The sequence below is a fragment of the Flectobacillus longus genome (assembly GCF_030056705.1).
GTDB classification, from domain to species: domain Bacteria; phylum Bacteroidota; class Bacteroidia; order Cytophagales; family Spirosomataceae; genus Flectobacillus; species Flectobacillus longus.
On record NZ_JASHIC010000035.1, the window covers coordinates 68,561 to 82,014 of the forward strand.

Genomic DNA, 13,454 nt, shown 5'->3' on the forward strand with positions numbered 1-13,454 from the left:
TTACACCTCAGATATACTATTAATTTAATCTATCCTATTACTTAAAGGATATCTATTAAAGGTGAATATTTTCTGCCGTATGCCCATAGCTGACAGCTTATTTCATAATTGCCTCTTCGAGATTATACATCATAAGTACCGATTGCATGAGGGCTGCGGCTGTAGGACGTAAATTGGTCTTATCCTGCGTTTTTGCCGACGCCAACAAGGACGGCTTCTCTCCTACTTTCAGGAGTTTCAGTGCTTTTTGAGGATTTTGACTAAATACTTCTTTTTCACTGGTAAAATATTTTTCAAATATTGTCAGCTCTTTTTCTTTTCCATTTCGACAAAGAACCGTGCGAAAAGCCTTTTTGATTTTATCTTCATTAGAACTATTTTCAAGTGCTATTTTTTCTGCTAATACTCTGGCCGATTCTAAAATGACGAGGTCATTTAGCATCACTAATGCTTGTAATGGCGTGTTGGTTCTTGAGCGTTTTACTTCACATTGGTCTCGGTTTGAAGCATCAAAAATCAACATAGAAGGCGGTGGAACGGTACGTTTGATAAACACATACATGCCCCTTCGGTAAAGACTATCGCCATGATCTTGTATATAACTTTTGAGACTTCCTCGTCCCGATGTGGCTACCTCCCAAAGTCCTTTGGGTTGATACGGTTTTACACTTGGTCCACCAATCACAGGACTTAACAAACCACTTGTAGTGAGTACAAAATCACGTACCAACTCGGCCGAGAGACGCATACGAGGCGCACGAGCCAGCAAAACATTTTCAGGATCTTTGGCTAAATGTTCTTTGGTGATAGCAGCCGATTGTTTGTAAGTAGCTGACATGACAATTTGTTTTACCAAGCGCTTGATATTCCAGTGATTGGTACGAAAGTCTACCGCAAGCCAATCGAGTAACTGGGGGTGAGACGGCAACTCCCCTTGCATACCGAAATCCCCTACAGTTTTGACTATCCCACGTCCAAAAAACTCTTGCCATATTCGATTGACAAAAACTCTTGCTGTAAGAGGATTTTTCTCATCTGTAAGCCATTGGGCTAAACCAAGGCGGTTTTTCGAATATTTCTTTTGATTAAATGGCAATAAAAAATTAGGCATTTGAGCCTCAACAAGCTCAGAAGGTTGGTCATAATTCCCACGACTCAGTACATGCGTTTTTCGCAGAGTATCCGCATCTTGCATTACCATTACTGAAACATCGGCGGTATCTCTTTTATTGATAAAATTCAAAATACGTTTTACGTCCTTACTCGTTAATTTAAGGTTGGGAGGATCGGCAAAAGAAGCATCAATAGTACCAAATAACCCTTTTTCGGGCACTTGATTGAAAAAGGCAAACGCGCTATAATAGTCTTTTTGTTTGATAGGATCATATTTATGGTCATGACATTTGGCACATTCGTAAGTGAGAGCCAAAAAGGTTTTACCAAAGGTATTGGTACGATCAGTCACATATTCTACTCTGTACTCTTCATCAATAACACCACCTTCTTGCGTAATTTTATGATTACGGTTGAAGCCCGTAGCCAACACAGCCTCTTTCATGCGTGGATTTTGGAGATTGCCTTTTTGATTTTTGACAATAATATCTCCAGCCAATTGCCATGTCAAAAATTTACTATAACTATAATTTTTATTAAAAGCATGAATAACCCAATCGCGCCAAGGCCACATGGTACGTAGTCCATCATCCTGATAGCCATGTGAGTCGGCATAGCGTGCAACATCAAGCCAAGAAATCGCCATTTTTTCACCATAGTGTGGCGAAGTAAGTAATTCATTCACTACTTTTTCGTAGGCATTGGGGGAAGGGTCATTCAAAAAGCGCTCTTGTAGTTCGAGTGAAGGAGGAAGTCCTGTAATATCTAAACATACCCTTTTTAAGAGTCTTTCTTTATCCGCTTCTTCATTAGGCTTTAAGCCATTTTCTTCCATTTTTGCCAAAGTAAAATAATCGATAGGGCTTTGAGGCCAGTCGGTATCATTTACTTTGGGTAACTGAGTTTTTTGAGGTGCTGTAAATGCCCAATGAGGTTTGTATTTTGCTCCTTGTTTAATCCACTTCTCAATCAAGGTGATTTCTTGCTCCGTCAGTTTGAGATTTGAGTTTAATGGAGGCATTATGTCAGCAGTATCTTTTGTAACAATGCGTAACCACACAGCCGACTCATGGGGTTTTCCTGGCACAATAGCATGAAATTTGGGATTATCCTTAAGACCTGCGTAGGCAGCTTCTTCGGTATCTAGGCGTAAATTAGCCTCTCTTTTGTTGGCATCGGGACCATGGCACTGAAAACAGCGATCGGAGAGAATTGGGCGAATATGATAATTATAATCTATCTCACCCGCAATAGCATCAGTCGATGCACTGCTTCCATTTCTCAGAAAACAAGCCGAAGTGATACAACACAAAAACACGAATAAGATTAGTAAAAGCTTGTTAGTCAACAAGTATGTCAATAGTTTGTTGTTCATGAAATGATAGAAATAGTTTGATATTGATGAACATTATTACTTCTAAAGGTCAAAACAATATCGTAATACCCAAACACTTTTTTAGATAAAATTAAATTTCATCTAGGAATTGTAATACTGCTTTATCCTGAACCTCTAGTAATAGACTCTCTCATTACTATGAATCTGTCCACTTCTTATCTCATTTTACCAAATCTCTTTTTACTTTTGTAACCTGCCTTCAGCTCTAGGTGTTATGCCGTAGGCTTCTTCATGAAATAGTAGAAGCTGTTCTGCATAATGCCTACGGCTTATAGCCTAAAGCGCATTAATACAATTTTACATGAAAGAATTTAAACAGCTGTTTTTTAAAGATATACAGTCACCCGTAGGGGAAATTAGGTTGGTAGCAACAGACGTGGGACTTACCGCTATATTATGGGAAAGTGAAGATTATCAGCGAACCAAACTACCTATTCCTGAAAGAGATGATGCGAATCCAATTCTTTTGCAAACAGAATTACAACTGGCAGAATACTTCGAGAAAAAAAGAACGACATTCGATATACCACTGGATTACTACGGAACGGATTTTCAAATTAGCGTTTGGGATGCTCTGCTTAAAATACCCTATGGAGCAACAAAAACATACGGAGATATAGCTCGTTTGTTAGGTGATATAAAAACGGTGAGAGCAGTTGGTGGAGCACTTAATAAGAATCCGATTTCGATTATTGTTCCTTGTCATAGAGTAGTAGGAACATCTGGAAAGCTGGTAGGTTTTGCAGGAGGATTGAGAAATAAATCTTTGTTACTTGATTTGGAAAGTAGCTTAAGAACTCCAATGCTTTTTTAGTATATCTATTTCAGATTACTTCGATAATACCTAAAGTCATTAGAAAAGGGAAAGATACTAATTAATTTATTGTCATACCACAAATAAGTTGCTTGTAATCAGTACTTTACCAACTGTTTATTAAAAGATTTCTGTTATAGGAGCTACTGGGTACCTTGGTGATGCCACGTTTGAACATTTCTTAAATTTTAGCAAGAGATGAACACAAATCAAAGTATTTCTTAGAGAAATGAAGTTATAAGAGTCTTTAAAAAGGACATACGTTGTTAAAAAATTAGCGATAAGAAGGTAAGTCAAAACGACTTACAAAGTATTTAGTATTAGTTTTAGGCTACCAAGATGAGGAAAATAACTCGTATGTACACGCTACAAAAGTTAGGTTATCTTTAGAATCTTCTACTTGATGAATTGCTTTTTTTGGTTTGATTTTATGTATCACTAATGCTATACATAAAATCAAACCAAAAAATCTAGGTTATTCTACCTTAAAAACTACAGATGTTTCAAAAGGCATCTTTGAAGGACAGGTAATTGTTAAGCCGTCAGCTTCTTGCTTCCAGTTGAGTTTTCCTTTGTGACCAAGTAAAGAAACCTTCTTTATATTTTGAGAATAATGACCAGCATTTGAACCCAAAGATTTTATTTTTATGGTTGTATTAGGAGCAGGTACTGTCATACAAAAAGTGTAAAGTGCATTGTCTTTTCCAACTGTAAATCTGAAATCTGTTTCATTAAATTTAAACTCGGCGTGTCTTTTCGTTAATCCACCTCCAGGCAACATTTTCAATTTATTATTGATAATTTCTCCTTCACCGGGAATACTCCAAGCCTTGCTCCCATAAACAGCAGCGCCATTTCTGCGCATCCAAATGCCTACTTCTTTTAACATTTTTAAACTGCCTTCGTCTAAAGAACCATCTGGTAGTATAGAAATACAAAGTGCGGCATTGCCGTCACGGGCAATGGCTTCAATTACGTATCTAATCATCATTCCCGAATCATAAGTAAAACCGGGGGCATAAAACCAGTCTCCAACTGGTGCTTCAGCAATCCAAGTTTGAGCGGTATTAATTCTTTCAGGAACACCAAACTCCTCAGTATTCACTGTACCATTGGTATTATCACGGAATTTTACGATACTGAAAGTATTTACGTTACCTCTTCTTTGAATTGTACGGTTATAGAAATCAGCAATTACATGTTGCATGGCATCAGCTTTTATCCCTGTTCCTGTGCCATTTCCTGTAAAAGGACCTTGTACAGTACCATCAGTATAAATAAAATCTGGGTCATAATGTTCTACAACATCCATCATTCGTAAAGCCCAATTAGTGGTGTACCACTTGGCGTAATCAAGATGGTTTGAGAAAATACCTGCTGGTGGTGGTGACCATTCTGAATTTGCATTTTGTTCTACTCCTTTGTATTCTCGGAGGTCGATACCGTAAAGCATTCGAGGGTCATAGCCTTCCCACCATTTTCCTTTGCCATCGGCAAGCGTCAGGTGTCCATCGTAAGGAATCCCTTTTTTCTCGCCTTCTTTGTCACTTTCAAAGGCTGTTTGCCACCACCACCAGGTATATTCATGATGAAAGGTTACGCCAAAACGCATTCCATCAGTTCTACAAGCTTTTGCCCATTCGCCGATTAAATCACGTTTGGGACCAATATTGACCGAATTCCAAGGTTGATATTTTGAATTCCACAAATCATAATTATCATGATGCACCCCTTGAATCATCAGATATTTTGCTCCTGCATCTCTGTATATTTTAGTGAGTTTCGCTGGATTTAGTTTGACAGGATTCCAGTCACGCAATACTTCTTTATACCCAACCTCTGATGGATGCCCGTACTTTTTTAAATGATTGGCATAAGCTTTTTTATCAGGTCTGTATAACTTTCGTGCATACCAATCACCACTTTCCCCTGCTGATTGTGGACCAAAGTGAACCCAAATACCAAACTTGGCATCACGAAGCCACTGCGGAGTGCCGGGGTAGTTTTTTTCAATAGACTCCCAAGTAGGTTCAAAAGGTCCTTTGGCGATGGGAATATCCAGTTTCATTTCTGGAAATGTTTTCCAATCCCCTAGAGTTTCGCTATCAACGGGTTTAGGCTTTGAAATTGGTGGTAATGGATTCTTTTCCTGTGCATACATACAAACAGGCAATAGGAAGGGAATAAGAAGTATGAATATTTTTTTCATGGAATTAGCTCAAATGAGCGTTTTAATTAAAAAAAACTTAGCGAATGAAAACGTGTTTTCATCCGCTAAGAGGTTACAGAGATATGATTTTAATGAATTATGAGTGGTGAATTGTGAATGTAAAAAAATAATTATCAATACTTTATGCTTCCAGTTCATTAGATTTAATTTTTGGGCTTTCGGCAATGGGATTTCGGTAAAAATATTCCCCATGAATTCAATAAAGCTTTTGACCTAATACCTAAAGCTTATACCCTAGAGGGTATTAGTCGAATTTAATGTTTTGATAATCAATGTTTTATATTTTCAATTCACAATTCAGAACTCATAATTCAGCACTAATATTTAATATCCAGGATTCTGTGTAAGGTTTTTATTAATGTCTCTTTCCGACTGAGGAATTGGCCATAACTCATTTCTTCCTGCGACAAATGCTCTTTTTTGATAAAGCAAAAATCCTTGATTATCTACAGGAAAATCTTTGTAGGTAGAAGGAGAATTGGTGAGTTTCATCCCTGTAAACTGTCGGTTCAGTTCGGTTGCGGCAGTTCCCCAGCGAAGAATATCAAAATAATGTATTCCTTCAAATGCTAATTCTACTTTACGCTCTCTTCTGAAGATAGTTCTCAACGAGGCAGCATCTGTAACTTTCACTGGTGGCATATTTACTGAAACTCTACCTCTTACTTTATTGATAGTTTCATCCAATAACGCCTGATTGATAGCATCTCCAGCTTCTACTTTTGCCTCAAGATAGCTTAAAAGTACTTCTGCGTAGCGAATCAGAGTAAAGTTACCACCATAATTCATCAGGTTTCCTGCAAAGGTCGAATCCATAAACTTATTGACACAATAGCCACTCCAATTGTATCTACTCATTCTATCAGGAGACGTTGATTCTGGTCTTGAGATGTATTTTACGCCTTTAAATACCGCACGGTCAGAAATCATAATCGTTTGGTCAAGTCTTGGATCACGATTATTATAGGGATTATTTGAATTGTATAAAGGTGATTCCTCAATCGTTTTTCCATCAGTACACTCGTACGACTGCACTAATTCGTTATAGGGCGAAAACTGGTGCCATCCTCCGTAAGTCTCAGGATAAAGATATTGTAAAAATACATGGCTGTAAGTATCTTCATGGTATTGCGAAGCAAGAATGATTTCATTGCTATTTTCACCTGTTTGAATAAATAACTTTTTGAAGCCTCCTTGTTCAATCGAATAAACACCACTATCTATGATTTTTTTGTAGGTAACGGCTGCATCACTCCATTTTTTCTCTGCCATTTGTACTCTACCCAAGATAGCCAAAGCTGCTCCTGCTGTAATACGTCCCATTTCACTACTAGGACGAGTGGCAGGTAATAGTGCGGCACTTTCTTTCAGCTCATTTTCTACAAAAGTCCATACTTCAGCTTTAGGCGTACGCAAAATAGAGTTTGCTTCATCTAAGGTTAATAGCTTTTTAGGCAAAGGCACATCCCCAAAGTATAGGGCAAGGTTGAACAGACAATAAGCTCTTAGCGTACGAACTTCAGACTTTAGGATATTCTTCTTGGTTTGGTCCATCGGAATAGCATCAATATGATCTAAGAAGTTATTGCATTTGGCAATCTTGTTGTAAGTATTGCTCCAATAACTATTCGTTACCCAATAAGAAGCATTCAGCGTACCATCGGTAACATGGTCAGGAATCAGCTCTTTTTCTGAACCCAACCCTGCCATCAAGTCGAGATAAAACACCGCTCTAGCATTCCAAAAATCCTCTCCAGACCAACCTGCGCCAATATTATAGCATCCAATCAAAGCTAGATTTGCGTCTTTTTCTGTTTTCCAAAAAGTACCATCTGAAATAGAGTCGAGTGGTTGTTTGTCGAAATAATCACTTTTACAAGCTACCATCGAAAAGTATAGCACAAACAGTAAGCCTATTTTGAAGGATGGTAGTTTTGAATATATATATTTGAATTTCATGTCTCTCAATCGTTTAGTAAAATATGTCAGTATAATTTAGAATGATACATTTACACCAAAAGTATAAACACTTGTGAGGGGATAGAACCCACCATTTTGTGCCATTTCTGGGTCCCATCCTTGATAATAGGAATTAATTGAAAGGAGATTCTGTCCACTAAAGTACACTCTGAGTCTATCAATCTTCATTTTCTCCATCATCTCATTACTAAATGTATAGCCTACCTGTAAGTTTTTCAATCTTGCAAAACTGGCATCTCTATTCCAAAATGTTGAGGCTTGGACAATACCACTTCCTTCATTAAGACTGGTTAATTTTGGATAAAGCGCATTTGGATTTGGGTTCTCTGTTGTCCAACGGTTTTCCACTTGCCATCTCTGGATTTGTCCTCCGTTAAAGAAGGCAAATGCCTGATAGTTATTCATTTGTTTTTGCCAACCAGCAAGTCCTTGTACTAGCATTGAGAAATCAAATCCTTTATAATTGGCCGTAAGGGTTAGCCCAAAATTGTATTTTGGTACGGTGTTTCCGATAAAGGTTCTATCATAAGTAGCATCTACTTTACCGTCTGGTACGCCATTAGGACCACTAATATCCTTGAATCTGATAAACCCAGGTTGTGCAGAATAAGGTTGTTGAGGGTACTTAGCTACATCATCAGCATCCTTAAACAACCCATCAGCAACATAACCATACGTAACGCCCAAAGACTGCCCAACAAATAAATTGGCTCCAATATTTTGCTGAAGTCCATTGGCGAGTTCAGTAACCTTATTATTAACAACCGTAAAGTTTGGCGATATACCGATTTTAACTTTTCCTATGTTTGCATGATAGTTTAAGCTAGCCTCAAAACCTGTGTTTTCTACACCGCCAACGTTAACTGGCGAAGTACTAAGACCCAAAGTAGCAGAGCTGGCTACACTGTAAAGCACGCCAGAAGTTTGCTTTTTGAAAACACCTAAAGTAAAATCTAACTTACCTTTCCAAAGACTAGCATCTATACCAATATCGGTAGTGGTAGTAGTTTCCCAAGTAATATCGGCGTTACTAAGTCGGGTAGTGGCTGCTCCAGAAACCAAAACGCCACCTAAAGAATAGTTTTGACCAAGCGAAACAATATTCTGATAAGGATATGTTCCTACGTTTTGGTTACCTAATTTACCCCAGCTTGCTCTTACTTTTAAGGTATTAACCCAAGAAACATTTTTCAAGAAATCTTCTTCTGAGATAATCCAACCAGCGGAGAAAGAAGGGAAATAACCCCATCTACCTTTTGCTGGGAAGCGAGATGTTGCATCTGAACGCATGTTGGCTTCAAACAAATATCTGTTGTTAAACGAGTAGTTCACTCTACTAAAAAATGAACGCATTGACCATGCCGAAGCAGAACCAGAATTACTCATACCTGTGGCAGAACCACCATTGATTTCATAAAGTGTATTCGTTGGAAAATCTTTACGATACGCCGACATGCCCCAATCATCATATTGCTCCTGAGAAACACCCCCTAATATCGTAAATGAGTGCTTGTCTATCTGTTTGGTATAGGTTGCTAACGACTGCATGGTTAATTGCTGTCCTTGTCCAGAAGATACGCTTAAATTATTAGGACCAACCGTTTTGTTTGGATTAAACACAAATTCTGAAGCATAGTCTTTGTTATAATAACTCCAAAAATTATATCCAACTTTACCACTCAAGGTTAACCCTTTGATTACCTCCCAAGCAATTTCACTACTTCCTAAAAAGTATTTGTTTGTTCCTTTGTAAAAAGACTCACTGGCCATCCATGCTTCAGGACTGTAGTTATCTTGATAACCATACGTTCCGTCAGATTTTTTCCCAGCATAAATAGGTCCTTCTCTTACTGCGAAATTTATCATACTATTCATACCACCGTCATATTGACGAGGAGAATGATTTTCGGAAGTATAGCCTGACAAATTCACCTTTAACGTAAGATTATCTTTGATTTTGGTATCAGTGTTCAAAAGGATATTATATTTTGAATAGCCATTTTTAGCTACAATACCATTTTGTTGAAGATAACCCATAGAAAAAAGGTATCGTGTTTTATCATTTCCTCCCATAAAACTTAAGTTATGGTTACTCTGAAAACCATCTCCTGAAGTTAGAAGGTTTTTGAGGTGCGGGACATTAGGGTAATTATCAGGATCGGATCCATTTCTGAATTTTTCAATTTCAACATCTGTATAAGATACACCTGCACCAGCGTTGATATTTGCTTCATTTCTTAACTTGGCATATTCAGCAGACTCCACAAAATCAGGTAGTTGTGTGGGGTTTTGCCATCCTGCATAGCTATTATAGCTTATTTTCATTTTGCCAGACTCACCTCTTTTAGTTTCGATAAGAATTACGCCATTGGCAGCTCGGCTACCATACATCGCTGCTGAGGCCGCATCTTTCAATACCGAAATACTCTTGATGTTGTTGGGGTCAACATCATTAATAGACGTTGCTAATCCATCAACAAGTATCAAAGCACCACCACCTGCACCATAAGAACCAATACCGCGAATCGTAATACTTGCACCGTTATTGCCTGGTTGTCCAGAACCTTGCGATACTGAGACACCCGTCATAAGACCTGCCAATGCCTGAGAAGATTGTGTAATGGGTCTATCTGCTATTTCTTTAGAAGAAATACTTGAAACAGAACCAGTTAAATTGATTTTCTTTTGAGTACCATAACCCACAACCACTACCTCATCTAAGCTTTGTTGCTCTGCTACTAACTTTATATTGAGCTCAGTTGCTTTACCCACTAGGATTTCTTGCTTTTTATATCCTATATACGAAAACACCAAAATGCTAGAGCCATTTGGAATATTGACGTTAAATTGCCCTTTGTCATTGGTTACTGCACCCCTTGTCGTTCCTTTGATACTAATATTTACCCCAACTAAAGGAACTCCGTTTTCGTCTGCTACCGTACCAGAAACAGCTTGCTCCTGATATTCAGTTTGGGAGTCTATATTTTCGTCGTTTTTTACGGAAAGAGTACTGGACTTTTTTAGCAAGATTCTGTTTCCTTGAATTTCATAACTAATACCAAGTGGTGTAAATACTTCATTTAACACCTCTTTTAATTCCTTATTTTTGACGTTAACGCTTATTTTGCGCTTTGCACCAATACTATTTGGGCTATAGAAAAAGTTTACTTTTGCGGTATTCTCAAATTCAGAAAGCGCTTCGATTAACCCCTTTTCTTGGATATGTAGGGTTATCTTTCTCTGTAACATATCTTGTCCGCTAACATCTCTAGCGTACGATAGGGTTGTGAAAATAATCGCAATAAATATCTGTCCAGCTGAAATTTTCATAATGGATAGTAACGTTGCTAACGTTAATAGATTTTTTTTCATAAATTGTAACGTTTTTGTTTTTCTCGAAAAATTGACAAAAATATTCCCATACACTTCCTCGAAAGAAGTGCCTAAAATTGTTTCAACGGGAATTACATGGAGTCGGTAAATGGTGCGAACATTTGCCGACTTTTCTTTTTTAGAAATAATTAGATGCTTTTAGCGTCATAGTTGTTTGTAGGTTTTTATAGTGTTTAAGAAATACATTTGCTAACAATTAGTAATTACACCCTTGTCCTGATATAATTATTTGAGCATCAACTACTTGGTAGCTCAATCCAGTAATTTTTGTAATACTGTTCAACTTGTCAAACATAGTTTCGTCCGACAGATTACCATTAATTGTACAATCTTCATAGCGTTTTGAATCATACACTATTTTGATACCATAGGCTTTTTCTAAATCTGAAAACACCTTAGTTAAGGATGTGTTTTGGTAGATAAATACTTGATTATCATAAGTATTGGCTAGTAGCTGAGGTAACTCCACAATCTTTTTAACTAACTTGGCCTTTGATAACTCATAAACTACTTCTTGATTTGGCGTAACGATGATTGTATTTGGATTCATAACGTTACTTTTATCGCTACGGGCGCTCACCTCTGCTTGTGCAAGTACCGATACCTTTCCTGTTTTAACAATGACTCTTTCTTCTTCTATATCAGGGTTTGCTTTAATGGTAAAGCTTGTCCCTAATACCTGAGTGATTAGCTTCTTAGTGTAAATGATAAAGGGTCTTTGTGGATTTCTTTTAACTTTAAAAAATGCTTCTCCGACCAAATAAACCTCTCTTTTACTTTTCTCAAATACTTTGGGATATTTAATCCGTGTATGCTTTTGGAGTACTATTTCTGATCCATCACTCATTTGAATACTCAAGGGTTGATTGGTCGTGTTTTGGTTTTCAACAAATTCAATTTCTTTATTGGTGTAATTTGCTAATTGCGGAATCTCATAATTTCTATTCTCTCGCTGATAATAGTTTGTCCAATACCCTAGTCCTATCAGTAACAATACTGATGCTGCTAGCTGCCATTGAAACCTTTGCCAATAACTTGGTTTCTCAGACATTTGCATCTCTAACTCTACCCCATTCCATATTTTTTCAAGAGAAGCATCTTCATCAATAGGTGTAGCTTGCATGGTACCAAGTGTTTTCACCAGTGATTTTGCCTCTAAAATCACCGTTCTTTTTTCTGGATGATTTCGCATGAAATCTTGCCAGAATGTATTTGTATTTTTATCTGGATTTTGTACCCAACGACAAAAAAAATCGTCTTTTACAAAATCGATGGTATTGTAATGAGAGTAGTTCATAGCTGTCAATTATAGAATGACATGAATAACAAAAATATATCCTATTTTTTTGAAAAAAATTTATACATCAACTATGTAAAAATAGTTAAGTGATAATAAATCAGCGATTTATCTAATAAATGAGGAGAAAATAAGTAGAAAAAAATGAATAGAAATATGTATAGATTGACGTAAAGACATCAATGCTTTTTGGATGAGATTACCCACAGAAGCATAATTCAGCTCCATTATTTCGGCAATCTGAGCATTTGAGAATTGGTGATAATATTTTAAATTGATGACTTCACGTTGGCGTTGAGACAGCCCATCGAATGCCATTTTGAGTCTTTCTAAGCGTTCTTTTTGGCTTTCTTCCTCTATTAAAATTCTCTCAATAGAAGCTTCGAAAAGATCTGCACCTAATGTTTCATCTATTTCATCCGTATTTTTAGAAAAGTCATACCTAACTGTTCGCATGAGTTTGTTTTTAAGCGCACGAAACAGGTAAAACTTAATAGAATCCGTGTCAGCAAGATTTTCCCTACTTTGCCATAGTTCCAAAAATAAATCTTGAATACAGTCCTCTACAACTGATAAATTTGAAGAGATTCGAAGAGTTACGCCATAATTCAATAATGACTTAGCGTGTAACTGATAGATTTTAGCAAAAGCAATCTTATCTCCTTTTTTAAAGGATTGCCAAATTTCTAAATCACTGTTATGCAAGGAATTGAAAGCCAAAATATAAGAATTAATAAAATTTATAAATGATTACGACACAGCTATTCATCATCTACAACTCAACGTGTATTTATGACACAATTACTTAAGTAAAATAATACAAAAAATACTATCATAAATATTATTTTTTAGCAAAATAATACTAAACATTACTCCTACAACAATTTATATTCAACAATTACTCTCTTTAGACACCCTCTAAAAGCAGTTGAATTCTTAGATTTTCCCACATATAAGATAGGTATTAGTGCTGAGTTGTGAATGTATTTTTTTAATTATCAATATATTACCTCTGAAATTGATTAGATCTTATTCTGCACGATTATTTAAGTAATCGTGCAGAATAAGATCTAAGTTATGTGTTTAGTCACTAGGCAACAGGCACAAGGCAAAGAGTGTTAAAATGTTTTTTAATAACCACAGCCATGCTTTTTCCAAAGCCCACCGCCGAAAGCCGTTACCTGAAAGCCCAAAGCCCAATCTTAAATTTTACCCGCTTTAAGCTCTAGGC

Annotated in this window: 7 protein-coding genes; 1 reads left to right on the plus strand and 6 read right to left on the minus strand. The window is 36.9% G+C overall.

The window, feature by feature from the left end; translation table 11 throughout:
- Window positions 1-97 precede the first annotated feature (97 nt).
- Window positions 98-2,488 carry a PSD1 and planctomycete cytochrome C domain-containing protein gene (locus tag QM491_RS22515; protein ID WP_283329784.1) on the minus strand — a complete coding sequence of 797 codons (2,391 nt, stop codon included), beginning with the start codon at window positions 2,486-2,488 and terminating at the stop codon, window positions 98-100.
- A gap of 322 nt (window positions 2,489-2,810) precedes the next feature.
- Here QM491_RS22515 and QM491_RS22520 point away from each other — a divergent pair, with 322 nt between their 5' ends.
- Window positions 2,811-3,323 carry a methylated-DNA--[protein]-cysteine S-methyltransferase gene (locus QM491_RS22520; protein WP_283329785.1) on the plus strand — a complete coding sequence of 171 codons (513 nt, stop codon included), beginning with the start codon at window positions 2,811-2,813 and terminating at the stop codon, window positions 3,321-3,323.
- A gap of 475 nt (window positions 3,324-3,798) precedes the next feature.
- Here the strand turns inward: QM491_RS22520 and QM491_RS22525 are convergent, their stop codons facing one another.
- From QM491_RS22525 to QM491_RS22545, 5 genes are all read right to left on the minus strand, one after another.
- Window positions 3,799-5,532 carry an alpha-L-fucosidase gene (locus QM491_RS22525; protein WP_283329786.1) on the minus strand — a complete coding sequence of 578 codons (1,734 nt, stop codon included), beginning with the start codon at window positions 5,530-5,532 and terminating at the stop codon, window positions 3,799-3,801.
- Window positions 5,533-5,877: 345 nt separating this feature from the next.
- Complete coding sequence (locus QM491_RS22530; RefSeq protein WP_283329787.1) at window positions 5,878-7,512, minus strand: RagB/SusD family nutrient uptake outer membrane protein; 1,635 nt, start codon at window positions 7,510-7,512, stop codon at window positions 5,878-5,880.
- Window positions 7,513-7,548: 36 nt separating this feature from the next.
- The gene (locus tag QM491_RS22535; protein ID WP_283329788.1) at window positions 7,549-10,905 is read right to left on the minus strand and encodes a TonB-dependent receptor; all 3,357 of its coding nucleotides are present in this window, start codon (window positions 10,903-10,905) and stop codon (window positions 7,549-7,551) included.
- Window positions 10,906-11,122: 217 nt separating this feature from the next.
- Entirely contained in the window at window positions 11,123-12,223 is a 1,101-nt protein-coding gene (locus QM491_RS22540) for a FecR family protein (RefSeq protein ID WP_283329789.1), read from the minus strand.
- Window positions 12,224-12,331: 108 nt separating this feature from the next.
- Window positions 12,332-12,943: an RNA polymerase sigma factor gene (locus QM491_RS22545; RefSeq protein ID WP_283329790.1), complete on the minus strand. Its 612-nt coding sequence runs from the start codon at window positions 12,941-12,943 to the stop codon at window positions 12,332-12,334.
- Between the last annotated feature and the right edge of the window lie 511 nt (window positions 12,944-13,454).

Bases quoted from the DNA above. Each gene is read 5' to 3' on its own strand.
- QM491_RS22515 (WP_283329784.1), bottom strand. From the start codon at position 2,488: ATGAACAACAAACTATTGACATACTTGTTGACTAACAAGCTTTTACTA.
- QM491_RS22535 (WP_283329788.1), bottom strand. From the start codon at position 10,905: ATGAAAAAAAATCTATTAACGTTAGCAACGTTACTATCCATTATGAAA.
- QM491_RS22530 (WP_283329787.1), bottom strand. From the start codon at position 7,512: ATGAAATTCAAATATATATATTCAAAACTACCATCCTTCAAAATAGGC.
- QM491_RS22520 (WP_283329785.1), top strand. From the start codon at position 2,811: ATGAAAGAATTTAAACAGCTGTTTTTTAAAGATATACAGTCACCCGTA.
- QM491_RS22540 (WP_283329789.1), bottom strand. From the start codon at position 12,223: ATGAACTACTCTCATTACAATACCATCGATTTTGTAAAAGACGATTTT.
- QM491_RS22525 (WP_283329786.1), bottom strand. From the start codon at position 5,532: ATGAAAAAAATATTCATACTTCTTATTCCCTTCCTATTGCCTGTTTGT.